At 66.9% G+C, this 23,220-nt stretch carries 23 protein-coding genes and 1 tRNA gene; 15 read left to right on the forward strand and 9 right to left on the reverse strand.

The window, feature by feature from the left end:
* Positions 1-3: 3 nt before the first annotated feature.
* Together AC1DSC_RS00115 and AC1DSC_RS00120 are read right to left on the reverse strand one after the other, a co-directional pair.
* Positions 4-1,119, reverse strand: a complete 1,116-nt coding sequence (locus AC1DSC_RS00115; RefSeq protein ID WP_028256323.1) for an acyl-CoA dehydrogenase family protein — start codon at positions 1,117-1,119, stop codon at positions 4-6.
* A 12-nt stretch (positions 1,120-1,131) separates the two neighbouring features.
* Positions 1,132-2,313, reverse strand: coding sequence for an acyl-CoA dehydrogenase family protein (locus AC1DSC_RS00120; RefSeq protein WP_028256322.1), 1,182 nt, complete (start codon positions 2,311-2,313; stop codon positions 1,132-1,134).
* Positions 2,314-2,457: 144 nt separating this feature from the next.
* On the opposite strand from AC1DSC_RS00120, the gene purN reads away from it, so the two are divergent.
* Positions 2,458-3,054 carry a phosphoribosylglycinamide formyltransferase gene (gene purN / locus AC1DSC_RS00125; protein WP_028256321.1) on the forward strand — a complete coding sequence of 199 codons (597 nt, stop codon included), beginning with the start codon at positions 2,458-2,460 and terminating at the stop codon, positions 3,052-3,054.
* 34 nt (positions 3,055-3,088) lie between these two features.
* On the forward strand, positions 3,089-3,409 hold the full coding sequence (locus AC1DSC_RS00130; protein ID WP_012746425.1) for an I78 family peptidase inhibitor: 321 nt from the start codon (positions 3,089-3,091) through the stop codon (positions 3,407-3,409).
* 40 nt (positions 3,410-3,449) lie between these two features.
* Here AC1DSC_RS00130 and AC1DSC_RS00135 read toward each other — a convergent pair whose 3' ends face one another.
* Entirely contained in the window at positions 3,450-3,686 is a 237-nt protein-coding gene (locus tag AC1DSC_RS00135) for a DUF1653 domain-containing protein (RefSeq protein WP_012746426.1), read from the reverse strand.
* A gap of 44 nt (positions 3,687-3,730) precedes the next feature.
* Between AC1DSC_RS00135 and AC1DSC_RS00140 the strand changes: the two genes are divergently transcribed.
* From AC1DSC_RS00140 to AC1DSC_RS00150, 3 genes are all read left to right on the forward strand, one after another.
* A complete protein-coding gene (locus AC1DSC_RS00140; protein ID WP_028256320.1) occupies positions 3,731-5,584 on the forward strand; it encodes a M48 family metalloprotease in 1,854 nt (617 codons plus the stop codon).
* A 28-nt stretch (positions 5,585-5,612) separates the two neighbouring features.
* Positions 5,613-6,884 (forward strand): RsmB/NOP family class I SAM-dependent RNA methyltransferase, encoded by a 1,272-nt coding sequence (locus tag AC1DSC_RS00145; protein WP_012746428.1) that lies wholly within the window; start codon positions 5,613-5,615, stop codon positions 6,882-6,884.
* Between the two features lie 133 nt (positions 6,885-7,017).
* Positions 7,018-8,232 carry a DesA family fatty acid desaturase gene (locus AC1DSC_RS00150; protein WP_012746429.1) on the forward strand — a complete coding sequence of 405 codons (1,215 nt, stop codon included), beginning with the start codon at positions 7,018-7,020 and terminating at the stop codon, positions 8,230-8,232.
* 151 nt (positions 8,233-8,383) lie between these two features.
* Here the strand turns inward: AC1DSC_RS00150 and rpmG are convergent, their stop codons facing one another.
* From rpmG to trxB, 3 genes are all read right to left on the reverse strand, one after another.
* The gene (rpmG, locus tag AC1DSC_RS00155; RefSeq protein ID WP_007830291.1) at positions 8,384-8,557 is read right to left on the reverse strand and encodes a 50S ribosomal protein L33; all 174 of its coding nucleotides are present in this window, start codon (positions 8,555-8,557) and stop codon (positions 8,384-8,386) included.
* Between the two features lie 11 nt (positions 8,558-8,568).
* The gene (gene rpmB, locus AC1DSC_RS00160) at positions 8,569-8,802 is read right to left on the reverse strand and encodes a 50S ribosomal protein L28 (protein ID WP_007830293.1); all 234 of its coding nucleotides are present in this window, start codon (positions 8,800-8,802) and stop codon (positions 8,569-8,571) included.
* 179 nt (positions 8,803-8,981) lie between these two features.
* Complete coding sequence (trxB, locus tag AC1DSC_RS00165) at positions 8,982-9,941, reverse strand: thioredoxin-disulfide reductase (protein WP_012746430.1); 960 nt, start codon at positions 9,939-9,941, stop codon at positions 8,982-8,984.
* Between the two features lie 181 nt (positions 9,942-10,122).
* On the opposite strand from trxB, the gene AC1DSC_RS00170 reads away from it, so the two are divergent.
* The 8 genes from AC1DSC_RS00170 (at position 10,123) to AC1DSC_RS00205 (ending at position 19,371) form a co-directional block, all read left to right on the forward strand.
* Positions 10,123-10,797: a Crp/Fnr family transcriptional regulator gene (locus AC1DSC_RS00170; protein WP_018903175.1), complete on the forward strand. Its 675-nt coding sequence runs from the start codon at positions 10,123-10,125 to the stop codon at positions 10,795-10,797.
* A gap of 94 nt (positions 10,798-10,891) precedes the next feature.
* Positions 10,892-13,291, forward strand: a complete 2,400-nt coding sequence (locus tag AC1DSC_RS00175) for a DNA translocase FtsK (RefSeq protein WP_026283832.1) — start codon at positions 10,892-10,894, stop codon at positions 13,289-13,291.
* A gap of 154 nt (positions 13,292-13,445) precedes the next feature.
* Positions 13,446-14,078: an outer membrane lipoprotein periplasmic chaperone LolA gene (lolA, locus tag AC1DSC_RS00180; RefSeq protein WP_062362977.1), complete on the forward strand. Its 633-nt coding sequence runs from the start codon at positions 13,446-13,448 to the stop codon at positions 14,076-14,078.
* A gap of 20 nt (positions 14,079-14,098) precedes the next feature.
* Positions 14,099-15,391 (forward strand): replication-associated recombination protein A, encoded by a 1,293-nt coding sequence (locus AC1DSC_RS00185; RefSeq protein WP_062362975.1) that lies wholly within the window; start codon positions 14,099-14,101, stop codon positions 15,389-15,391.
* A 239-nt stretch (positions 15,392-15,630) separates the two neighbouring features.
* Positions 15,631-16,560: a branched-chain amino acid ABC transporter permease gene (locus tag AC1DSC_RS00190; protein ID WP_012746435.1), complete on the forward strand. Its 930-nt coding sequence runs from the start codon at positions 15,631-15,633 to the stop codon at positions 16,558-16,560.
* A gap of 13 nt (positions 16,561-16,573) precedes the next feature.
* Positions 16,574-17,773, forward strand: coding sequence for an ABC transporter permease subunit (locus AC1DSC_RS00195; RefSeq protein WP_018903178.1), 1,200 nt, complete (start codon positions 16,574-16,576; stop codon positions 17,771-17,773).
* Between the two features lie 19 nt (positions 17,774-17,792).
* Entirely contained in the window at positions 17,793-18,566 is a 774-nt protein-coding gene (locus tag AC1DSC_RS00200; protein ID WP_012746437.1) for an ABC transporter ATP-binding protein, read from the forward strand.
* 16 nt (positions 18,567-18,582) lie between these two features.
* Positions 18,583-19,371 (forward strand): ABC transporter ATP-binding protein, encoded by a 789-nt coding sequence (locus tag AC1DSC_RS00205; RefSeq protein ID WP_027730917.1) that lies wholly within the window; start codon positions 18,583-18,585, stop codon positions 19,369-19,371.
* 10 nt (positions 19,372-19,381) lie between these two features.
* Here the strand turns inward: AC1DSC_RS00205 and AC1DSC_RS00210 are convergent, their stop codons facing one another.
* Positions 19,382-20,359, reverse strand: coding sequence for a Bug family tripartite tricarboxylate transporter substrate binding protein (locus tag AC1DSC_RS00210; RefSeq protein WP_062362972.1), 978 nt, complete (start codon positions 20,357-20,359; stop codon positions 19,382-19,384).
* 37 nt (positions 20,360-20,396) lie between these two features.
* Positions 20,397-21,461, reverse strand: coding sequence for a CDP-6-deoxy-delta-3,4-glucoseen reductase (locus AC1DSC_RS00215; RefSeq protein ID WP_062362970.1), 1,065 nt, complete (start codon positions 21,459-21,461; stop codon positions 20,397-20,399).
* Positions 21,462-21,516: 55 nt separating this feature from the next.
* Here AC1DSC_RS00215 and AC1DSC_RS00220 point away from each other — a divergent pair, with 55 nt between their 5' ends.
* Positions 21,517-22,458 (forward strand): SDR family oxidoreductase, encoded by a 942-nt coding sequence (locus AC1DSC_RS00220; protein ID WP_062362967.1) that lies wholly within the window; start codon positions 21,517-21,519, stop codon positions 22,456-22,458.
* A gap of 4 nt (positions 22,459-22,462) precedes the next feature.
* Positions 22,463-23,089, forward strand: a complete 627-nt coding sequence (locus AC1DSC_RS00225; protein ID WP_062362964.1) for a DUF7002 family protein — start codon at positions 22,463-22,465, stop codon at positions 23,087-23,089.
* A 27-nt stretch (positions 23,090-23,116) separates the two neighbouring features.
* Here AC1DSC_RS00225 and AC1DSC_RS00230 read toward each other — a convergent pair.
* Positions 23,117-23,201, reverse strand: a tRNA-Leu gene (locus AC1DSC_RS00230).
* Positions 23,202-23,220: the final 19 nt, after the last annotated feature.

The raw sequence follows: 23,220 nt of genomic DNA on the forward strand, positions 1-23,220 counted from the left end.
CCGTCAGGCGAAGACGCCGGCCGTGTCCTGCATGCGCGCCGACACTTCGCCCAGGTGGTGCAGTGTGTCGCCGAAGGTCATTTCGAGCTGCGTGAGCTTGCGGAAATAGTGGCTGCCGATGTATTCGTCGGTCACGCCGATGCCGCCATGCAGCTGCACCGAATTCGCGGCGACAAAACGCATCGACACGCCCAGCTGGTACTTGGCGCGTGCCAGCGCCTGGCGCCGCTCCTCGGCGGGCGCATTGAGCTTGAGCGTGGCGTAGTAGCTCATCGAGCGCGCGAGCTCGAGCTGCATCTTCATGTCGGCCACGCGGTGGCGCAGCGCCTGGAAGGTGGAGATGGTCACGCCGAACTGCTTGCGCTGGTTCATGTAGTCGACGGTGAGGGCCAGGGTCTTGTCCATCACGCCGACCGCTTCGGCGCAGGTGGCGGCAATGCCGACGTCCACCGCATATTCGAGCGCGGCCAGGCCGTCGGCCGTGACCAGCGTGGCGTCTGCCTTGTCGAACACCACCTCGGCCGCGCGGCCGCCGTCCTGCGTTCCGTAGCCGCGGGCCTCGACGCCGCTCGCGCTGCGTTCGACCAGGAAGAGGGCGATCCTGCCGTCGGCCTTGGCCGGCACCAGGTAGGCGTCGGCCTCGTCGCCCACGGGCACCACGCTCTTGGCACCGGTCAGCGACCAGCCGTCGCCGGCCTTGGCCGCATGGGCCTCGCACACGTCGAGGCGATAGCGCGACTTGCGTTCCTGATGAGCCAGCACCACGATGGCCTGGCCGCCGGCGATGCGCGGCAGCCAGTTGTCCTTGGTGTCGGCACCGGCGTAGCCGCCCAGCACGGCGCCGGCGATCAGCGTCTGCGCAAAGGGCTCCAGCACGATGCCGCGGCCCAGCTCTTCCATCACCACCATGCCGGCCACCGGACCCATGCCCAGGCCGCCGTCGTCCTCGGCGATGTAGAGGCCGCCCAGGCCGAGCTCGGCCAGTTCGTCCCAGGCCTCGCGCGAGAAGCCGCCGTGGGCCTCGATGCTGCGGCGGCGTTCGAAGTCATAGCCCTTGTCGACCCACTTGCGAACGGCGTCGCGCAGTTGTTCCTGGTCGTCGGTGAAATTGAAATCCATGTTCTTGTCTCCTCAGCCCAGCACCGTCTGGGCGACGATGTTGCGTTGCACTTCGTTCGAGCCGCCGTAGATGGTGGTCTTGCGCATGTTGAAGAAGGTCGATGCAAGCGGCGCGAGCGCCGGGTTGCCGCCCGGGAAGTTGCCCTGCCAGCCGGCTTCCATCGCTTCGCGGATGAGCGGCAGCGAATAGGCGCCGCCGGCCAGCATCATCAGTTCGCTGTAGCGCTGCTGGATCTCGCTGCCGCGGATCTTGAGCAGGCCCGCGACATCGAGCGAATTCTTGCCCGAGGTGGCGGCCGAAAGCACGCGCAGCACCATCATCTCGAGCGCGACGATGTCGACCTCCAGCTTGGCGATCTCGTCGCGGAAGCGCTGGTCGTCGTAGACGCCTTCGCTCTTGGCGATGCGCTTCAGGCGCTCGAGCTCGCGCTTGGCGCGGTTCACGTCGGCGATGTTGGTGCGCTCATGCGAGAGCAGGTGCTTGGCGTAGGTCCAGCCCTTGTTCTCCTCGCCGATCAGGTTCTCGGCCGGCACCTCGACGTTGTCGAAGAACACCTCGTTCACTTCATGGCTGCCGTCCAGCAGCTTGATCGGCCGCACCGTGACGCCGGGCGACTTCATGTCGAGCAGCAGAAAGCTGATGCCGGTCTGGGGCTTGCCCTCGTTGCTGGTGCGCACGAGGTTGAACATCCAGTCGCCATGCTGGCCGAGGGTGGTCCAGGTCTTCTGGCCGTTGACGATGTACTTGTCGCCGTGGCGCTCTGCCTTGGTCTTGACCGAGGCCAGGTCGGAGCCCGAGCCGGGCTCGCTGTAGCCCTGGCTCCACCAGACCTCGCCGCTCGCGATGCCGGGAAGAAAGCGCTTCTGCTGCTCGGCATTGCCGAAGGCCATGATCACCGGGGCGACCATCACGGGGCCGAACGGGATGATGCGCGGCGCGCCGGCCAGCGCGGTTTCTTCCTCGAACAGGTGGCGCTGGATGGCGGTCCAGCCCGGGCCGCCGAATTCCTTCGGCCAGCCGTAGCCGAGCCAGCCCTTCTTGCCAAGAATCTTGGCCCAGCCCTGCAAATCGTCGCGCGTCAGCTCGAGCGCGTTGTGCACCTTGTGCGAAATTTCTTGGGGAAGGTTTTCTCTGACCCAGGCGCGAATTTCTTCGCGGAACTGCTGTTCTTCGGGCGTGAAGCTCAAATCCATGCGTGCCTCGCTGTGTTGATCGGTCCGCCGCCGTCGCGGCTGCGGCGGCATGTCTCCGGAGCTTCGAGTTTTAGCACGGTCGTGCTGTGAATCGGTGTCCGCGCGGCGACAACGCGGGCGGAGCACAGATAATCCCGGCCTCCCATGAAGAACATCGTGATCCTGATTTCCGGCGGCGGCTCCAACATGGCGGCCATCGTGCGCGCCGCCGAGCGCGACCGCTGGCCCGAGCGCTTCGGCGCGCGCATTGCCGCGGTCGTCAGCAACAAGGCCGACGCAGGGGGGCTTGCCGTCGCCAGGGCCCACGGCATCGCAACCGCCGTGGTCCCGCACAAGGACTTCGCGACGCGCGAGGCCTTCGACGAGGCGCTGGCGAAGGCGGTCGACGCGCATTCGCCGGCGCTGGTGGTGCTGGCGGGCTTCATGCGCATCCTGACGCCGGGCTTCGTCGGGCGCTACGCCGGCCGCCTGATCAACATCCATCCCTCCTTGCTGCCGGCCTTTGCGGGGCTGAACACGCACCAGCGGGCCATCGATGCCGGCTGCAAGGTGGCGGGCGTCACGGTGCACCAGGTCACGACCGAACTCGACCACGGTCCGATCCTGGATCAGGCGGTGGTGCCGGTGCTGCCGGACGACACGGCCGCCACGCTGGCCGGCCGGGTGCTCGCGCAGGAGCATCAGTTGTATCCACGCGCCATTGCCGCGTGGCTTGCAGATACATCAAGTCACACGTCTTAAATTTGTTTATATTCGCGGGTTTTCGGGAGCACGAATGAAAACCCAATCGCTACTGTCCGCGGTCGCCGGCGCTGTCCTGTTGTCGGCCTGCGCCGCGCCAGCCCCCGCACCAACCCCTGCATCCGCATCCGCTGCACCGCCCGAGCCGGTGTTCCAGTGCAATGCGGACGGCGCGCGCTTCGCCGTCGGCCAGCCGCTGTCGCCCCAGCTCGAGGCCGCCGCCCGCGTACGCGCCGGTGCGGGCACGGTGCGTGCGCTGAAGCCCGGCGAGGCAGTGACGATGGAACTCAACGGCGGGCGCCTGAACCTCGACGTGGATGCACGCGGCCGCGTGACGGACGTCCGCTGCGGCTGAGGCGCACTGGGGCCGGCGCTGTCGTCGAATACCTGGTGTTCTAGATCGGCGCGAAGCGCGGTTGGATGACGCCGTCGATCTCCACCGTGCCCTCGAACATCGCAGCCGGGCGGACCCACAGCCCTTTCGCACCATAGAGCGCGCGGTACAGCGTCATCGGCTCCAGCGTTTCGCTGTGGCGCACGGTGCCCAGCACCTCGTATTCGCCGCCCTTGTAGTGCCGATAGCGGCCGGGGGGCGTCTCGATCAGGGGTGGCAGGTCGTTGTCGTCGTTCATGTTCTTGCTGGCCTTTCAATGGGAGGCTGGTGGAGGAAAGTCGGATGGATCGCGCTGATTTTGTTCACCTCGTCAGGCTGAGCGAGCATGCCAGCGCGGACGACAGCGCGCGCTACCGGCGCGGCGTCGCGGCTTTTGCGGCGCTCGGCTATCTCTGGGTGCTGGCTTGCCTTGCGCTTTCGGTCGGCATCATCGCCTGGGTCGCGCTGGCGGCCGGACGCGGGCGTTTCAGCTTCACGCGCGGCTGGCTGCTGCTGTTCGCCCTGGGCCTGCTCTGGGCCACGCTGCGCGCGCTCTGGGTCCGGTTCGACGAGCCTGAAGGGCGCGAGCTTTCGCGCGCCGATGCGCCCGCGCTGTTCGAGGCGCTCGAGCGCATCCGCAAGAAGATCAAGGGGCCGCCGGTCCACCGCGTCTATCTCGACGACGAGTTCAATGCCAGCATCCGGCAGGTACCGCGCTTCGGGCTGTTCGGCGGGGCGGTCAACTCCCTGAGCATCGGGCTGCCGCTGCTCATGATGCTGGACCGGCGGCGGCTGCTGTCGGTGCTCGCCCATGAATACGGGCACCTGCGCGGCAACCACGGCAAGCTCAGTGCCTGGATCTACCGCACGCGGCTTTCATGGCTGAAGCTGGACGCCAGCCTGCAGCGCGACGAAGGCGTGATGGCGCTGGTGTCGCAAGCCTTCTTCCGCTGGTACTTTCCGCGTTTCGCGGCCCGCACCTTCGCGCTTGCGCGGCAGGACGAATACGAAGCCGACCGCATCTCCGGCCGGCTGCTGGGCACGCCCGTGGCCGCGGCCGCCTTGACCGAGATCGCCATCAAGGCCCGCTGGTATGCCGACGAGTTCTGGGCCTCGCACTGGGCGCGCGCCGAACGCGAGCCGCAGCCGCCCGGTCCCTTCGAGGCCCTGAGCCAGCGCGCCGCCACGCCGCCGGACGCCGAATTCGCGCGCCAGGCCCTGCGCGAAGCCATGCGACGCGTGAGCGACCTGGAAGACACCCATCCCGTGCTGCGCGACCGGCTCGAGGCGCTCGGCCAGAAGGCCGTGGTGCCGCCCTGGTCGGTCGAACCCGCGCTGGGCATGCTGGCCGACAGCGCCAAGTGGATCGCGCATTTCGACAACCAGTGGCGCCGCGCCCATGCCGGCGACTGGAAGCAGCACCACGCGCATCGCTCGCGCATCCGCGAGCGCGTCGAGCTGCTCGCGGCGCGGGGCGAGCGCAACACGCCCGACGAGCTGGTGGAGTGGGCGGATGCCGAACGCCGGCTCGATCCGGCCGCCCCGGTGCGTGTCCGCTATGAGCGCGCACTCCAGATCGCGCCCGAGCACGCCGGCGCGCTGCGCGGACTGGCCCAGATGCTGCCCCTGCGCGACCGCGCGGCGCGCCTGGCGGTGCTCGAGCGCCTGTACGGCTCCAGCGCGGCGAGCCGCTGGTGGGCCGCGAAAAGTGCCGTGGCCGCGCTCGAGGACCCCGATGCGGGCGCGCACGACGAGGACGCGCTCAAGCTGTGGCGCGGCCGCCTCAAGGAGGCCGAGGAAGCCGAAGCCCGCGCCTGGGAAGAGATCACCGAGACGCCTTTCTTCAGCCAGATCGCCCGGCACGACCTGGGCGACCACGAACTGGGCGAGCTGCGGGCCGACCTCGCGCGCTGCCTGCCCGTTTCGCGGGCCTGGCTGGTGCGCAAGATCCTGCGCGAATTCCCGTGGCGCCGGGCCTACGTCGTGTTCGTCGAGTTGCCGGGGCTGGACGACGACGACCGCTGGCAGCTCTGCCGCCAGCTCGAACACACGCTGAGCCTGCCGGGCGCGGCGCTGGTGCTCTGGGCCGGCCATTCGCCGACGCTGGAGGAGATCGAGCGGCAGGCTTTCGGGGCGATCTGGACGCGCACCGCGTAGCGGGCCGCCCGGCTGAGACAATCGGGGCATGCACCCCAAAGCCCTGTTGGAGGCCACCGCCGATCTGGTCGGCCTTGTCCTGAAATTCGATCACCCGGCCGACCAGGTCGTTTCGCGCTTTTTCCGCGACCACCGCGAGTTCGGCCCGCGCGAGCGCGCCACGCTTGCCGAAACCGTCTACACCGTGCTGCGCAAGAAGCTGCTGTTCGACCACCTCTCGCCCTCGGGCAGCGGCTCGAAGGAGCGCCGCATGGCGATCCTGGGCTTTCACGGCCCGCGCGACTTCCTCAAGAGCGCCCTCAACGACACCGAAAAGCGCTGGCTCGACAACTGCGACGCCGTCAAGCCGGACGATCTGCTCGAACGCCATCGCCACAACCTGCCCGAATGGCTGGTGGGGCCGCTCAAGGCCCAGCTGGGCGACGGTTTCTGGGCGCTGGTCGAAAGCCTGCAGCAGCCCGCGCCGCTCGATCTCCGCGTCAATGCGCTGACCGACAAGCGCGCCGAAGTCAAGGCGGAGCTTGCGAAAGCTGCTATCAAATCGGAAGCAACGCCGTTCTCGCCCTGGGGCCTGCGGATCGACGGCAAGCCCGCGCTGACCAAACTGGACGCCTTCGCCCGCGGCGCCGTCGAGGTGCAGGACGAGGGTTCCCAACTGCTCGCGCTGCTGCTGGATGCCAAGCGGGGCGAGATGGTGGTCGATTTTTGCGCCGGTGCCGGCGGCAAGACGCTGGCCATCGGCGCGACCATGCGCAACACCGGCCGGCTCTACGCCTTCGACACCTCGGCCCACCGGCTCGACGCGCTCAAGCCGCGGCTCGCGCGCAGCAAGCTGTCGAACGTGCATCCGGCCGCCATCGCGCACGAGCGGGACGACCGCATCAAGCGCTTGGCCGGCAAGATCGACCGCGTGCTGGTGGACGCACCCTGCTCGGGCCTGGGCACGCTGCGCCGCAATCCGGACCTGAAATGGCGCCAGTCGCCCCAATCGGTCGAGGAACTGACGGTCAAGCAGGCCGCCATCCTGCAAAGCGCGGCGCGCCTGCTGAAATCGGGCGGACGGCTGGTCTATGCCACCTGCAGCGTGCTGCCCGAGGAAAACGAGGCCATTGCCGAGGCTTTCAGCGCCGCCAACCCCGATTTCGTGCCCCAGGACGCCGCGGAACTGCTGCAGGGGCTCAAGGTGGAGGGTTTCGAGGCGCTCTGCGCAGGCGGAGCGGACGGGCGGCGCTATCTGCGGCTGTGGCCGCACCGCCACGCCACGGACGGTTTCTTTGCCGCGGTGTGGAACCGCAAATAGGCACGGCACTCCAAATTAGGGTAAATCTGCGCCTTCAAGGAAGGGCAAAGGGCCTCATTTTGGCCCTGCCGCCTTAAAATCGCGGGTTAACTGAAAGGCTGCACCTTCGTGTGGCCATGGAGCACTTAATTCAATGTTGATTCCTGACTCTGCCGTTTTGAGCGCGGCCATCGACTGGCTCGGACACGGCTTGTGGGACCTCACATGGTGGCAAGTCGTGCTGTACACGCTCGTCACCACGCACATCACGATCGCTGCGGTCACGATCTTCCTGCACCGCACGCAGACGCACCGGGCCATGGATCTGGGCCCGATCCCCTCGCATTTCTTCCGCTTCTGGCTGTGGCTCGGCACCGGCATGGTGACCAAGGAATGGGTGGCCATCCACCGCAAGCACCACGCCAAGTGCGAAACCGAAGAAGACCCGCACAGCCCGCAGGTCAAGGGCATCGACGAAGTCCTGTGGCGCGGCGCCGAGCTGTATCGCGCCGAGTCGAAGAACAAGGAAACGATGGAGCGCTACGGCCACGGCACGCCCGACGACTGGCTCGAGCGCAACCTGTACACCCGCTACAGCTGGCAGGGCGTGGGCCTCATGCTGGTCATCAACCTGGCGCTGTTCGGCGCGCTCGGCCTCACGGTCTGGGCCGTGCAGATGCTGTGGATCCCGATCACCGCGGCCGGCATCATCAACGGCATCGGCCACTACTGGGGCTACCGCAACTTCGAGGCGCCGGACGCCAGCCGCAATGTCTCGCCCTGGGGCCTGATCATCGGTGGCGAAGAGCTGCACAACAACCACCACACGTATCCCACCTCGGCCAAGTTCTCGGTCAAGAAGTACGAATTCGACATCGGCTGGGTCTACATCCAGATGATGCAGAAGATCGGCTGGGCCAAGGTCAAGAAGGTGCCGCCGAAGATGCTGATGGGCGACATCCAGCCCGTGGCCAACGAGAAGACGCTCGAGGCCGTCATTGCCAACCGCTATGAAGTCATGGCCGGCTATGCCCGCGAGATGCGCCGCGTCACCAAGGCCGAACTGGCTGCGCTCAAGACCAAGGGCGGCGACATTTCGGTGCTCAAGGCGGCCAAGAACTGGCTGCATCGCGACGACGACAAGGTGCCCGCATCGGCCCGCTCGCACCTCGTGCAGGCGCGCGCTGCCCACCCGGTGATCGACAAGATGGTCACCATGCGCGAAGAGCTGCGCCAGCTCTGGCTCAACACCTCGCAGTCGCGCGAGCAGCTGGCGGCCGACCTGGCGGCCTGGTGCCACCGCGCGGAGGCCAGCGGCATCGCCGGCCTGCGCGAGTTCTCGACCCGCTTGCGCGCTGCACGCGCCTGATCAGGCGGGCGTTCGCGCCCATCAAGAAGCCGGCCCATGGGCCGGCTTTTTTGTTTGTGCCTGCCGCACCCCGCGCTGCGCGTGATTCGACAGGCAACAAAAAACCCGCTGGGTGAGCAGCGGGTTTTTCGTGGGGGAAACCGGGGCCGAATTACTTCAGCTTGATTTCCTTGTATTCGACGTGCTTGCGTGCCTTGGGGTCGAACTTCATGATCGACATCTTTTCAGGCATCGTCTTCTTGTTCTTGCTGGTCGTGTAGAAGTGGCCGGTACCCGCGGTGGATTCCAGCTTGATCTTTTCGCGTCCGCCTTTGCTCGTTGCCATGATTCAGCTCCTTAAGCTTGGCCGCGTGCACGCAGGTCTGCGAGCACGGCGTCGATGCCGTTCTTGTCGATCAGGCGCAGTGCGGCGCTCGAAACACGCAGGCGAACCCAGCGGTTTTCAGTCTCGACCCAGAAACGGCGGTATTGCAGGTTCGGCAGGAACCGGCGCTTGGTTTTGTTGTTGGCGTGGGAAACGTTGTTTCCGACCATCGGGCCTTTGCCCGTTACGTCGCATACGCGTGCCATGAGGACACTCTTTCTTGAACAGCTGGCACCGGCGCAATCGTGGCGATTGCAGGTGTTTTGCAGCTTGACCTCGCCAGAAAACGGGTGGCGGTACCCCGGCTTTGCCTGGATTCTCGGCCCCGGTTGAAAGGGGCTATTTCGGCAAAGCCTTGGATTATAGCCCTTTTGGGGCTGCCCGCTTAAAGCGTGCCGTCCTGCTCGAGGAAGCGCTGGGCGTCCAGCGCGGCCATGCAGCCGGTGCCGGCGCTCGTGATGGCTTGGCGGTACACGTTGTCCTGCACGTCGCCGGCGGCAAAGACGCCCGGAATGCTGGTCATCGTGGCAAAGCCCTGCAGGCCCGAGCGGGTCAGGATGTAGTTGTCCTTCATTTCCAGCTGGCCCTGGAAGATGTCGGTGTTGGGGTGGTGGCCGATCGCGATGAAGCAGCCCTTGAGGTCGATCTGCTCGGTGGCGCCGCTTTGCGTGTTCTTGATGCGGATGCCCGTCACGCCCGTGTCGTCGCCCAGCACCTGGTCGAGTTCGTTGTGCAGCTTCAGGACGATCTTGCCTTCGGCGACCTTCTCCATGAGCTTGTCGATCAGGATGGGCTCGGCGCGGAACTTGTCGCGGCGGTGCACCAGCGTGACCTTGTTCGCGATGTTGGCCAGGTACAGGGCTTCCTCGACGGCGGTGTTGCCGCCGCCGATCACGCACACTTCCTGCTCGCGGTAGAAGAAGCCGTCACAGGTGGCGCAGGCCGAGACGCCGCGGCCCATGAATTTCTGTTCCGAGTCGATCCCCAGGTACTTGGCGGAAGCACCCGTGGCAATGATCAGCGAATCGCAGGTGTAGGTGCCACTGTCGCCGGTCAGCGTGAACGGGCGCTTGCCGAGGTCGACCTTGTTGATGTGGTCGAAGACGATCTGCGTCTTGAAGCGCTCTGCGTGCTCGAGAAAACGCTGCATGAGCTCGGGGCCCTGCACGCCATGCACGTCCGCGGGCCAGTTGTCGACCTCGGTGGTCGTCATCAATTGGCCGCCCTGGGCAATGCCCGTGATGAGCAGCGGCTGGAGGTTTGCGCGGGCTGCGTAGACGGCGGCGGTGTAGCCGGCCGGGCCGGAGCCCAGAATCAAGACCTTGGCGTGTTGGGGAGCGGACATGAGTGGAAAACCTAGGATTTGCGCTGCTTCAGCGTGTACATTTTCAGGGTGGTAGCGATATATGTGGAGTATCACCGCTCGGTTCAACACCGGGTGCACGGTGTTTTCAATGCGCGCGATTGTAGTAATCCATCGGGCCCACGATGGACGAGCTTGCGCACGCCGTATCAGGGATTGATAAATGTCGATGCTGTCCAATCTTGAGTTGCTGCGGCGCGTTCCGCTGTTTGCCTCGCTCACGTCCTCGCAGTCTGCAAGCATTGCGGATGCGATCATCAAGAAGCGCTTCAAGCGGGCCGAAGTCGTTGTCGAGCAGGGCAAGAAATCGGACGCGCTCTACATCATCCTGACCGGACGCGCGCGCGTGACGAGCGCCGACAACCGCGGGCGCGAGGTGATCCTTGCCACCTTGCATCCCGGCGACTACATCGGCGAGATGAGCCTGATCGACGACGAGCCCCATTCGGCCACGGTGCGCACCGAGATCCAGTGCGACGTACTCATGCTGGACCGGGACGCCTTCGCACGCTGCCTGCCCGAGAACTCCTCGATGGCCTACAACATCATGCGCGGCCTGGTGCAGCGCCTGCGCCATGCCGACCGCAAGATCGAGTCGCTTGCGCTGATGGACGTCTATGGGCGCGTGGCGCGCTCGCTGCTCGAGTTCGCGATCGACGATGGGGCAGGCAACCTGAAGGTGCGCGACAAGATCTCGCGCCAGGATCTCGCGAAAATGGTGGGCGCCTCGCGCGAAATGGTGAGCCGCGTGATGAAGGATCTCGAGGAGCGCGGATTTGTCCAGACCCAGGACGACGGCTCCATGATCGTCAAGGACCGGCTCTTGTCCCTGGCTTGAGCCGCCGGGTCCGGCGCTTCAGGCGGCCGCACCCTTTTGTTGTAGTGTTCAGGCATCCAGCCGCCGTTTCGAAGGATTGGGTGCCGCGTTTTTCATGACCTATTCGCTCAATACACTTCAATCTTCTTCTGCCGCCGAGGGGCAGCCGGTGCGCCTGCGCGCCATGCGCTTCGCCCACGAGATCACGCTGGTGGCGGGCTTTGCGGGGCTCTTGTTCTGGCTGCTGGCCATGCTGAGCTTCACGCCCTCCGATGCGGCCTGGTCGACCTCCGGCACCGGCGGCGAGATCAAGAACTGGGGCGGCCGCATCGGCGCCTGGCTGGCCGACGGCAGCTATTTCCTGGCCGGCTATTCGGTCTGGTGGTGCCTCGCGGCGGGCCTGCGGGCATGGCTTTCGTCGCTGGCCAACTGGCTGCGCGGCGGCGAGGCCGCGCCGGCCGAGCAGCCGGTGCGCGGGCGCTTCAACCGCAGCCGCCTGGCGTTCTGGTTCGGCCTGGTGCTGCTGCTGTGCGCGAGCGTGGTGCTCGAATGGTCGCGCCTGTACCGGCTCGAGTCCCACCTGCCGGGTTCGGGCGGCGGTGTGCTGGGCTACCTGGTGGGGCCCGCAAGCGTGCGCTGGATGGGCTTTACCGGATCGGCGCTGGTGGCCATCGCTGCCGGCGTGATCGGCTCGGCGCTGGTGTTTCGTTTCTCATGGAGCCAGATCGCCGAGCGCATCGGCGCGCGGGCCTATTCGCTGTTCGAGTCGCGCCGCGAAAAGCGCGAGATGGCGGCCGACATCGCCATGGGCAAGCAGGCCGCCCGCGAGCGTGCCGAGGCCGAAGACCTGCCGTTCTCGCGTGCAGCGGACGGTGGCGAGCCGGCGGATTTCGACGGCGACGAAGAACTGCGCATCGAGCCGCGCCCGAAGCGCCGCGCGGCGTCGCCGCCGGTGCAGATCGAGCCCGCGATGACCGAGGTGCCCAGGAGCGACCGCGTCGTCAAGGAGCGCCAGAAGCCGCTCTTCAAGGAACTGCCCGACAGCAAGCTGCCGCAGGTCGACCTGCTCGACGCGGCGCAGGCGCGCCAGGAAACGGTCTCGGCCGACACGCTCGAGATGACCTCGCGCATGATCGAGAAGAAGCTCAAGGACTTCGGCGTCGAAGTGCATGTGGTGCTGGCTTCGCCGGGCCCGGTGATCACGCGCTACGAGATCGAGCCGGCCACCGGCGTCAAGGGCTCGCAGATCGTCGGCCTGGCCAAGGACCTGGCGCGTTCGCTCTCGCTGGTGTCGATCCGCGTGGTCGAAACCATCCCGGGCAAGAACTACATGGCGCTCGAGCTGCCGAACGCCAAGCGCCAGTCGATCAAGCTCAGCGAGATCCTCGGCTCGCAGGTCTACAACGAAGGCAAGTCCTTCCTGACGATGGGCCTGGGCAAGGACATCATCGGCAACCCCGTGGTGGCCGACCTGGCAAAGATGCCGCACGTGCTGGTGGCCGGTACCACCGGTTCGGGCAAGTCGGTGGGCATCAACGCGATGATCCTCTCGCTGCTCTACAAGGCCGAGGCACGCGACGTCCGCCTGCTCATGATCGACCCGAAGATGCTCGAAATGTCGGTCTACGAAGGCATTCCGCACCTGCTGGCGCCCGTGGTCACCGACATGCGGCAGGCCGCGCACGGCCTGAACTGGTGCGTGGCCGAGATGGAGCGCCGCTACAAGCTCATGAGCAAGCTCGGCGTGCGCAACCTGGCCGGCTACAACACCAAGATCGACGAAGCCAAGGCGCGCGAGGAGTTCATCTACAACCCCTTCAGCCTCACGCCCGACGATCCCGAGCCGCTCAAGCGCGAGCCGCACATCGTGGTGGTGATCGACGAACTCGCCGACCTGATGATGGTGGTGGGCAAGAAGATCGAAGAGCTCATCGCCCGCCTTGCGCAGAAGGCGCGCGCCGCCGGCATCCACCTGATCCTGGCCACGCAGCGGCCCAGCGTCGACGTGATCACCGGCCTCATCAAGGCCAACATTCCCACGCGCATCGCGTTCCAGGTGTCGAGCAAGATCGACAGCCGCACCATCCTCGACCAGATGGGCGCCGAGGCGCTGCTGGGCATGGGCGACATGCTCTACATGCCGAGCGGCACGGGCCTTCCGATCCGCGTGCACGGCGCGTTCGTGAGCGACGAGGAAGTGCACCGCGTGGTGGCCTACCTCAAGAGCCAGGGCGAGCCCGACTACATCGAAGGCGTGCTCGAAGGCGGCACGGTCGACGGTGACGGCGACATGCTGGGCGAGGGCGGCGACGCCGAGAAGGACCCGATGTACGACCAGGCGGTCGAAGTGGTGCTGAAGAACCGCAAGGCCAGCATCTCGCTGGTGCAGCGCCACCTGAAGATCGGCTACAACCGCGCGGCGCGGCTGGTGGAAGACATGGAGAAGGCGGGCCTGGTCAGCGCCATGAGCGGCAGCGGCCAGCGCGAGATCCTGGTGCCGGCGCGCGCCGAATAGCCGGCCCATGCCTGCGCACCTGGGCGTTACCCACTGACAGCCACGTTGCAAAAGCTGCAATAACGTTGCAAAACTTCATGAAGCCCCGCACATGGCGCAACGCGCAGCGGGGTATGGTCCTGTCAACGCCATCGCTTTTTCCGAGGAACCCCAATTGAAAATTCGCCATTGGCTGTTGATCGGCCTCCTGTGTTCCGCCAACGCCTGGGCCGGCGGCCTTGAAAGCCTCGAGGCCTTCGTGAAGACGGTCAAGTCGGGCCGCGCCGAGTTCACCCAGACCGTGACGGCGCCGCCGCGCGAAGGCCAGCCTGGCCGCACCAAGACCTCCACCGGCACCTTCGAATTCCAGCGGCCCGGCAAGTTCAAGTTCGACTACCAGAAGCCCTTCGCCCAGAGCATCGTGGCCGACGGCAAGACGCTGTGGCTCTACGACGCCGACCTGAACCAGGTCACGCAGCGCGCCCAGTCGCAGGCGCTGGGCTCGACGCCCGCCGCGCTGATTGCCGCGGCACCCGACCTGCGCGCGCTGCAGGCCGACTTCACGCTCGAGGCCGCGCCCGAGCGCGACGGCCTGCAGTGGGTCAAGGCCACGCCCAAGAACAAGGACGGCCAGCTGCAGAATGTGCAGGTCGGCTTCCAGGGCGACGCGCTGGCGGCGCTCGAAATCCTTGACAGCTTCGGGCAGCGCTCGGTGCTCAAGTTCAGCAAGGTGGAGGTGAATCCGGCACTGCCTGCCAGCGTGTTCGAGTTCAAGGCGCCCGCCGGCGCGGACGTCATCAAGCAATAGCCACCGGACGCACCGCAGGTTTGGCCACCAGTTCGCATCAACCCCTTGCCGAGCGCCTGCGTCCGAAGACGCTGGGCGAGGTCATCGGCCAGCAGCACCTGCTGGGGCCGGGCATGCCGCTGCGCATTGCCTTCGAATCGGGCCAGCCGCATTCGTGCATCCTCTGGGGGCCGCCCGGCACCGGCAAGACGACCATCGCGCGGCTGATGGCCGATGCCTTCGATGCGCAGTTCCTCAGCATCAGCGCGGTGCTCGGCGGCGTGAAGGACATCCGCGATGCGGTCGAACGCGCCACGGCGGCGCGCGACGGCCTGGAGCAGCGGCGCACGATCGTCTTCGTCGACGAGGTGCACCGCTTCAACAAGAGCCAGCAGGACGCGTTCCTGCCGCATGTGGAATCGGGACTCTTCACCTTCATTGGCGCCACCACCGAGAACCCCTCGTTCGAGGTCAACTCGGCCTTGCTTTCGCGTGCGGCCGTGTACGTGCTGCAACCGCTCACCGAGGCCGACCTCAAGCAGATCGTGGCCAAGGCGCAGGCCATCCAGGCAGTGCCGGGCATCGAGGACACGGCCATCGACCGGCTCGTCGCCTATGCCGACGGCGATGCGCGGCGCCTGCTCAACACGCTCGAGACGCTGGCCGTCGCGGCCCGCGCCGAGAAGCTCGGCCACATCACCGACGAATGGCTGCTGCGCGTGCTCGGCGAACGCATGCGGCGCTACGACAAGGGCGGCGAGCAGTTCTACGACACCATCAGCGCGCTGCACAAGTCGGTGCGCGGCAGCGACCCCGACGCCGCGCTCTACTGGTTCGTGCGCATGCTCGACGGCGGCGCCGATCCGCGCTACATGGCGCGCCGGCTGGTGCGCATGGCCAGCGAGGACATCGGCCTGGCCGACCCGCGCGCGCTGCGGCTCGCGCTCGACGCCGCCGAGGTGTATGAGCGCCTGGGCACGCCCGAAGGCGAACTCGCGCTGGCCGAGTGCGTGGTCTACCTGGCGATGGCGCCCAAGTCGAATGCGGTCTACACCGCCTACAACGCCGTGCGCGCGCTCATCAAGAAGGACAGCACCCGCCCGGTGCCGATGCACCTGCGCAACGCGCCCACCAAGCTCATGAAGGACCTCGACTACGGCAAGGGGTACCGCTACGCGCACGACGAGGAGGGCGGCTTTGCCGCGGGCGAGCGCTACCTGCCCGATGGCCTCGAGGGCCAGGTTTTCTACCAGCCCGTCGAGCGCGGGCTTGAAATCCGCATCGCGGAGAAGCTGCGTGAACTGCGCCGCCTGAACGGCCAGCGCGAGGAGTGATACGCCTTTTCACCATGCGCGTACGCCATGCATGACTTCACTCGCATACAGCATGGCATGAGCGGGTAAACCCCGGGCAAGGCGCACCAAATCGGCGCTGGTGGGTGCTTACAATCCCGCCCACAAATCAGCCAGCGGCACATGTTGGCTGGTTTTTTGCTTATCAAGCCAAGGTGCCAAACCGGTGCCAAGGTGGGTGAACAGCACCCCGCAACGGTGCAACAAATAGGGAACGCGTTATGGAAATATTGCTGCAGCAGATCATCAACGGTCTGGTCCTGGGCAGCATGTATGCCTTGATAGCCTTGGGCTACACCATGGTGTACGGCATCATCAACCTGATCAATTTTGCGCACGGCGAAGTGCTGATGGTGGGGGCGCTCACGAGCTGGACCATCATCGGGCTCATGAAGGAATCCATGCCCGGCACGCCCGGCTGGCTGATCCTCATCATCGCGCTGATCATCGCCTGCATCGTTGCAGCCACGCTCAACTTCGTGATCGAGAAGGTCGCCTACCGGCCGCTTCGCAACAGTCCCAAGCTCGCACCGCTCATCACGGCCATCGGCATGTCGATCCTGCTGCAGACGCTGGCCATGATCATCTGGAAGCCCACCAACAAGGCCTATCCCAACCTGCTGTCGACCACGCCCATCGAGGTGGGCGGCGCGGTGATCTCGCCCACGCAGGTCATGATCCTGAGCGTCACGGCGTTCTCGCTCGTGGTGCTGATGTGGCTGGTCAACTACACCAAGCTCGGCCGCGCGATGCGCGCCACCGCCGAGAACCCGCGCGTCGCGGCGCTGATGGGCATCCGGCCCGACATGGTCATTTCGGCCACGTTCATCATCGGTGCCGTGCTCGCGGCCATCGCGGGCGTCATGTACGCCTCCAACTACGGCATCGCGCAGCATGCGATGGGCTTCCTGCCCGGCCTCAAGGCCTTCACCGCGGCGGTGTTCGGCGGCATCGGCAACCTGGCCGGCGCGGTGGTCGGCGGCATCCTGCTCGGGTTGATCGAAGCCATCGGCTCCGGCTACATCGGCACCCTCACGGGTGGCGTGCTGGGCAGCAACTACAGCGACATCTTCGCTTTCATCGTGTTGATCGTCATGCTCACGCTGCGGCCCTCGGGCCTGCTCGGCGAGCGCGTGGCGGATCGGGCCTGAGGAGCAGCACACCATGAAGAACAGCAAGAACCTCGCGCTCTACATCCTGGGCGTCGTCGCGGTGCTCGCACTGCCGATCTTCCTGCAGAGCCAGGGCAACGCCTGGGTGCGCATTGCCGACATCGCATTGCTCTACGTGATGCTCTCGCTCGGCCTGAACATCGTCGTCGGCTACGCCGGCCTGCTCGACCTGGGCTATGTGGCCTTCTTTGCGATCGGGGCCTACCTGTTCGCGCTGATGGGCTCGTCGCACCTGTCCGACACCTTTCCGTGGTTCAAGGCCATGTTCCCGAACGGGCTGCACACCTCGCTGCTCATCGTGATACCGCTGGCGCTCGTGGTGGCCGGCATGCTGGGCGTGCTGCTCGGTGCGCCCACGCTCAAGCTGCGCGGCGACTACCTGGCCATCGTGACGCTCGGCTTCGGCGAGATCATCCGGGTGTTCCTGAACAACCTCGACCAGCCGATCAACATCACCAACGGCCCGAAGGGCATCACCGCCATCGACTCCGTCAAGTTCTGGGGGCTCGACCTCGGCAAGGCATGGAAGTTCGACGGCTTCTCGATCTCCTCGGTCACGCTCTACTACTACCTGTTCCTTGCGCTGGTGGTGGCCACGATCATCATCTCGCACCGCCTGCAGATGTCGCGCATCGGGCGCGCCTGGATGGCGATCCGCGAAGACGAGATCGCCGCCAAGGCCATGGGCATCAACACCCGCAACATGAAGCTGCTGGCCTTCGGCATGGGCGCGAGCTTCGGCGGCGTGTCGGGCGCCATGTTCGCGGCCTTCCAGGGTTTTGTCTCGCCGGAGTCGTTCAGCCTCATGGAGTCGGTGATGATCGTTGCCATGGTGGTGCTGGGCGGCATCGGCCACCTGCCGGGCGTGATCCTCGGCGCCGTGCTGCTGGCTGCGCTGCCCGAGGTGCTGCGCTACGTGGCCGGCCCGCTGCAGGCCATGACCGACGGCCGCCTCGACGCGTCCATCCTGCGCCAGCTCTTCATTGCGCTGGCCATGATCATCATCATGCTGGTGCGCCCGCGCGGCCTCTGGCCTTCGCCCGAGCACGGCAAGACATTGCAGCGCAAGGGGGCCGCTGCCCCCGGCGCACCGGTGGCGCCGGGGTCGCTGCAGACCCATGCGCCGGGCATCGAGACGCCGGCCGACGAACTGCCGGGTGCGGCCTCGCGCCCCATGTCGATCAATCCGTGAGCCGAAGGAGAAAATCAACATGACGACAGACACCATCCTCGACGTTCGCGGCATCTCCAAGCGCTTCGGCGGCCTGCAGGCGCTTTCCGACGTCGGCATCACCATCAAGCGCGGCCAGGTCTATGGCCTCATCGGCCCCAACGGCGCCGGCAAGACCACCTTCTTCAACGTGATCACCGGGCTCTACACGCCCGACAGCGGCAGTTTCGAGCTGGCCGGCAAGCCCTACCAGCCCACGGCCGTGCACGAAGTGGCCAAGGCCGGCATTGCGCGCACCTTCCAGAACATCCGCCTGTTCTCCGAAATGACGGCCCTCGAGAACGTCATGGTGGGGCGGCACATCCGCACGCATTCGGGCGTGTTCGGCGCGATGCTGCGCACCGGCAGCTTCAAGGCCGAGGAAAAAGCCATCGCCGACCGCGCGCACGAGCTGCTCGAGTACGTGGGCATCGGCAAGTTCGCCGACTACAAGGCGCGCACGCTGTCGTACGGCGACCAGCGCCGGCTCGAGATTGCGCGCGCACTGGCCACCGACCCGCAGCTCATCGCACTCGACGAGCCCGCCGCCGGCATGAACTCGACCGAGAAGGTGCTGCTGCGCGAACTGATCGACCGCATCCGCAAGGACGACCGCACCATTCTCATCATCGAACACGACGTCAAGCTCATCATGGGCCTGTGCGACCGCGTCACCGTGCTCGACTACGGCAAGCAGATCGCCGAAGGCACGCCCTACGACGTGCAGAAGAACGAAAAGGTGATCGAGGCCTACCTCGGCACCGGAGGACACTGAAATGGCGACGACGACGATGACGAGCGCAGAAGAAACAACAACGACGGCAACGGCAACTGCAACCCCGCGCAAGACCGCGGCCAACGCCCCTGGCAAGACGCTGCTCAAGGTCAGCGGCCTCAAGGTCGGCTACGGCGGCATCCAGGCGGTGAAGGGCGTGGACTTCGAGGTCCACGAAGGCGAACTGGTGTCGCTGATCGGCTCCAACGGCGCCGGCAAGACCACCACCATGAAGGCGATCACCGGCACATTGCCGGCGGGTGCCGGCACCATCGAATTCCTGGGCCGCAACATCAAGGGGCGCGGCGCCTGGGACCTGGTGGGCGAGGGCCTCGTGATGGTGCCCGAAGGCCGCGGCGTGTTCACGCGCATGACGATCACCGAGAACCTGCAGATCGGTGCCTACATCCGCAAGGACAAGGCCGAGATCGCGAGCGACATGGAGCGCGTGTTCGTGACCTTCCCGCGGCTGCGCGAGCGCAAGGACCAGCTCGCGGGCACCATGTCGGGCGGCGAACAGCAGATGCTGGCCATGGGCCGCGCACTCATGGCGCGCCCCAAGGTGCTGCTGCTCGACGAGCCCACCATGGGCCTGTCGCCGATCATGTGCGACAAGATCTTCGAGGTGGTGCAGACCGTGGCCGCGCAAGGCGTGACCATCCTGCTGGTGGAGCAGAACGCCAACCGTGCGCTGCAGCTGGCCGACCGCGGCTACGTGATGGAGTCGGGCCTCATCACGATGACGGGCGACGCCAAGGATCTGCTGAGCGACCCGCGCGTGCGGGCCGCCTACCTCGGCGAATAATCTCCAAGGGTCAGTCGACCCTGGCGCCGGTCGCCTTCACGACGGCTTCGTACTTGGAGAGTTCGCTCTTCATGAACGCGCCGAACTGCTCGGGCGAATTGGCGACCGGCTCGGCCAGCAGCGTGGCAAAACGGGTCTTCGTTTCCGGTGCGTTCAGCGCCGCCACGAAGGCCTGGTTGAGCTTCACAACCACGTCGTGCGGCGTGCCGGCCGGTGCCACCAGGCCCCACCAGGTGTCGATCGAGAAGCCCTTGAGCGTGTCGGCCACCGGCGGCAGCTCGGGCATGGCGCTGCTGCGCTGCAAGGTCGTCACGGCAATGGCCTTGAGCTTGCCCGAGCGGATGTTCGGCGCCGCCGTGGCCAGGTTGTCGAAGTTGAAGTCGACCTGGCCCGAGAGCAGCGCCAGCTGCGCCGGATTGCCGCCGTTGTACGGAATGTGCAGCGCGAAGATGCCGGCCTGCTTCTTGAACAGCTCGCCTGCCAGATGGCCGGCGCTGCCGTTGCCGCCGCTGCCGTAGTTGAGCTTGGCGGGGTTGGCCTTGGCGTAGCGGATCAGGTCGGCCACGGTGTTGATCTTCAGGCGCTGCGCCGTTTCCGCATTCATCACCAGCACGTTCGGCACGCGCACCATCTGCGTGATGGGCGCGAAGTCGGTCGCCGCGTTGAACGGGATCTTGCTGTAGAGCCACGGATTCACCGCGTGGGTGGCGGTGGCCGCAATGCCGATGGTGAGGCCGTCGGGCGCCGCCTTGGCCACGATGTCGGCGCCGATGTTGCCGCCCGCACCGGGCTTGTTGTCGATGATGACCGTGCCCAGGGAGTCCTTCACGCGTTCGGCCAGCATGCGGGCCGTGACGTCGATGGGGCCGCCAGCGGCGTAGGGCACCACGAGGCGGATCGGGCGCTGCTGCTGGGCCGCGGCCTGGCCGGCGGTGGCCAGCAGCGTGGCGCCGGCGAGCAGCGCGAGGAGGAAGTGTCTCGTCTTCATTCTTTGATGTCGTCTCGGAGAAAAGGGAAAGCGGGGATCAGGGAAGCGCCTTGTCGGCCTCGGTGGTGAACGCGTCGGCAAAGAATTCTTCTTCGGGCAGGCCGGCCAGCGCCACGTAGTCGTGCCTGGCCGAGTCGACCACGATCGGCGCGCCGCAGGCATACACCTGGTGGCCTGAAAGGTCGGCAAAGTCTTCCAGCACCGCGCGATGCACGAAGCCCGTGCGGCCGTTCCAGTTGTCTTCCGGCGTGGCGTTGGAGATGACCGGCACGTAGCGCAGGTTCGGCATCTCCTTCTGCTGCTCGCGCACCCAGGCGTCCATGTAGAGGTCTTCGGGCCGGCGGCCGCCCCAGTAGAGCGAGGCGGGCCGGTCGATGCGCTTGAACTTCATGTGCTCGAGCAGCGCCTTGATGGGCGCAAAGCCGGTGCCCGAAGCCAGCAGGATCATCGGCTTGGCCGAATCCTCGCGCAGGAAGAAGCTGCCGTAGGGGCCTTCGATGCGAAGGATTTCCTTTTCCTTCATGGCGCCGAACACATGGTCGGTGAACTTGCCGCCCGGCAGATGCCGCAGGTGCAGCTCGATGCCCGTGCCCGGCTCGGCCAGCGTGTGCGGCGCATTGGCCATCGAGTAGCTGCGGCGCGCGCCGTCGCGCAGGATGAATTCCACATACTGGCCCGCATGGAACTGCAGCGGCTCGCCGGCCGGCAGCTGCAGGCGCAGCTTCATCACGTCGTGGGAGAGCCGCGTGAGCGCCAGCACCCGCACCGGCATCTTGCGGATCGGCAGGGCGCCGGCCTCGGTGACCTGGCGCGACTCGAGCACCACGTCGCTCTTGGCATGGGCGCAGCAGGTCAGCACGAAGCCGGCCAGCTGCTCTTCGGCGCTCAGCGCCTTGCTCTGGTGCGGCCCGAGCTCGACCTCGCCCGAGAGCTTCCGGCACTTGCACGAGCCGCAGGCGCCATCCTTGCAGCCATAGGGAAGGCCGATGCCCTGGCGGATGCCGGCCGCGAGAATGGTTTCGTCGCCATGCACCACGAAATGACGCCCGCTGGGCTCGACGGTGATGGAAAAGCCCGCTTCATGCGGCGCTGCAACAGTCATCGGTATTCTTCGGCTTGTTTCAGCCTGGGTCTGAAAAGGGAAAGGAACTCGGATTTTGCCTTCAATCAATAGCCCTTCCGGCGCGCTGCCGGCGCGCTTTCGCCGCGAACGCCTGCTGATCGTGGGCTGCGGGGACGTCGGCCAGCGCGTGGCGCGCAGCCTGCGCGGCCGCATGCAGCTGGTGGCGCTCACTTCATCGGGCGAACGGGTGCCGGCCCTGCGGGCGGCGGGCATCCGTCCGCTCCAGGGCAACCTGGACGATCCGGCCACGCTGCGCCGCCTGGCCGGCGTGGCCACCCGCGTGCTGCACCTGGCGCCACCGGCGCGCGACGGCGGCGCCGCCTGGTGGCGCGACCAGCGCACCACCGCGCTGGCGCGCGCGCTGCGGCTGCGTTCCGTGCCGCTGGCGTTCGTCTACGGCTCCACCAGCGGCGTCTATGGCGACTGCGGCGGCGCCCGCGTGAGCGAAACGCGCCCCGTGCGGCCCGACACGCCCCGCGCCCACCGCCGCGTGGACGCCGAGCGCGCAGTGCGCTGGCTCGGCCGCAGCGCGGGTGTGCGCGCCAGCATCCTGCGCATCCCGGGCATCTATGCGCCCGACCGCGAGGGCGGCACGCCGCGCCAGCGGCTCGCGCGCGGCACGCCGGTGCTGCGGCGCGAGGACGACGTGTTCACCAGCCACATCCATGCCGACGATCTTGCGCGGGCCTGCGTGGCGGCGCTGTTCCGGGGCCGGCCGCAGCGCATCGTGCACGCCTCGGACGACACCGAGCTGCGCATGGGCGACTACATCGACCTGGCGGCCGACCTGTACGGCATGCCGCGCCCGCCGCGCGTGGCCCGCGAGGAAGCCCAGCGCCAGCTGCCCTTGCAGCTGCTGAGCTTCATGGGCGAATCGCGCCGGCTCGACAACACGCGGCTCAAGCGCGAACTGCGCGTGCGGCTCGCGCACCCGACGGTGCACACCGGCCTGCGCGAAGAAGCAGCAGCAGCCTGAAGCCGTGCCGGACCTGCCCGCGAAGGCCTTTCATTTCGTCGATGCCGCCAACTGGCCGGCGGTGCGGCAGCAGGGGCTGTGCAGCACCGACGAGCTGCTGCGGCGCGGTGCCTTCGGCACTGAAGTCGAAGCCTCGGTGCGCGCGCACCGCCCCGAGGGCGTCACGCTGCCCGACGGCCGCTACATCCGCGACCAGCGTCCCATGCCGCCCGGAGCACTGGCACGCTGCCTCGATCCCGGCCTGGCGCCGGCCGACTGGTATGCGCTGCTCAACGGCTGCGTGTTCTTCTGGCTGGACCCCGAAAGGGTGCAGCGCCATCGCGCCGCCCTGCGCGGCCGGCCGCAGGTGCTGCTGACTTTCGACGCGCATGCGCTGGCCGCCGCCCACGAGGCTGTCGCGCACGTTACGCCATTCAACATCGGAAGCGCCCTGCGCAAGGCCGCGCCGCGGGGGCTGCGAACGCTGGTGCCGCTCAAGCAATGGCAGCCGAAGGGATGGGCATCGGAGGCACTGCCGGGGCAGGCGGTGCGGGCTGCGAGCCATCGGCCGGCCGAGCTGGTGCTGCGCGCGGCGGCCGTGCCGGACGCGATGCGCCATGTCACGGCGACCGAAATGATCGGGGCTGCGTGAGGGCAGGCAGGAAAGAGGGGGAGGGGGTGGTGCCCGGGGCCGGAATCGAACCGGCACACCTTTCGGTGGGGGATTTTGAGTCCCCTGCGTCTACCAATTTCACCACCCGGGCACATCCGGAAGGAAGCCCA

Source organism: Variovorax sp. 01N425 (assembly GCF_056399465.1).

What these genes read in the sequence shown, in the direction of transcription:
- AC1DSC_RS00115 (WP_028256323.1), bottom strand. Translation starts at nt 1,119, where the DNA reads ATGGATTTCAATTTCACCGACGACCAGGAACAACTGCGCGACGCCGTT.
- AC1DSC_RS00120 (WP_028256322.1), bottom strand. Translation starts at nt 2,313, where the DNA reads ATGGATTTGAGCTTCACGCCCGAAGAACAGCAGTTCCGCGAAGAAATT.
- purN (WP_028256321.1), top strand. Translation starts at nt 2,458, where the DNA reads ATGAAGAACATCGTGATCCTGATTTCCGGCGGCGGCTCCAACATGGCG.
- AC1DSC_RS00130 (WP_012746425.1), top strand. Translation starts at nt 3,089, where the DNA reads ATGAAAACCCAATCGCTACTGTCCGCGGTCGCCGGCGCTGTCCTGTTG.
- AC1DSC_RS00135 (WP_012746426.1), bottom strand. Translation starts at nt 3,686, where the DNA reads ATGAACGACGACAACGACCTGCCACCCCTGATCGAGACGCCCCCCGGC.
- AC1DSC_RS00140 (WP_028256320.1), top strand. Translation starts at nt 3,731, where the DNA reads ATGGATCGCGCTGATTTTGTTCACCTCGTCAGGCTGAGCGAGCATGCC.
- AC1DSC_RS00145 (WP_012746428.1), top strand. Translation starts at nt 5,613, where the DNA reads ATGCACCCCAAAGCCCTGTTGGAGGCCACCGCCGATCTGGTCGGCCTT.
- AC1DSC_RS00150 (WP_012746429.1), top strand. Translation starts at nt 7,018, where the DNA reads ATGTTGATTCCTGACTCTGCCGTTTTGAGCGCGGCCATCGACTGGCTC.
- rpmG (WP_007830291.1), bottom strand. Translation starts at nt 8,557, where the DNA reads ATGGCAACGAGCAAAGGCGGACGCGAAAAGATCAAGCTGGAATCCACC.
- rpmB (WP_007830293.1), bottom strand. Translation starts at nt 8,802, where the DNA reads ATGGCACGCGTATGCGACGTAACGGGCAAAGGCCCGATGGTCGGAAAC.
- trxB (WP_012746430.1), bottom strand. Translation starts at nt 9,941, where the DNA reads ATGTCCGCTCCCCAACACGCCAAGGTCTTGATTCTGGGCTCCGGCCCG.
- AC1DSC_RS00170 (WP_018903175.1), top strand. Translation starts at nt 10,123, where the DNA reads ATGTCGATGCTGTCCAATCTTGAGTTGCTGCGGCGCGTTCCGCTGTTT.
- AC1DSC_RS00175 (WP_026283832.1), top strand. Translation starts at nt 10,892, where the DNA reads ATGACCTATTCGCTCAATACACTTCAATCTTCTTCTGCCGCCGAGGGG.
- AC1DSC_RS00190 (WP_012746435.1), top strand. Translation starts at nt 15,631, where the DNA reads ATGGAAATATTGCTGCAGCAGATCATCAACGGTCTGGTCCTGGGCAGC.
- AC1DSC_RS00195 (WP_018903178.1), top strand. Translation starts at nt 16,574, where the DNA reads ATGAAGAACAGCAAGAACCTCGCGCTCTACATCCTGGGCGTCGTCGCG.
- AC1DSC_RS00200 (WP_012746437.1), top strand. Translation starts at nt 17,793, where the DNA reads ATGACGACAGACACCATCCTCGACGTTCGCGGCATCTCCAAGCGCTTC.
- AC1DSC_RS00205 (WP_027730917.1), top strand. Translation starts at nt 18,583, where the DNA reads ATGACGAGCGCAGAAGAAACAACAACGACGGCAACGGCAACTGCAACC.
- AC1DSC_RS00210 (WP_062362972.1), bottom strand. Translation starts at nt 20,359, where the DNA reads ATGAAGACGAGACACTTCCTCCTCGCGCTGCTCGCCGGCGCCACGCTG.
- AC1DSC_RS00215 (WP_062362970.1), bottom strand. Translation starts at nt 21,461, where the DNA reads ATGACTGTTGCAGCGCCGCATGAAGCGGGCTTTTCCATCACCGTCGAG.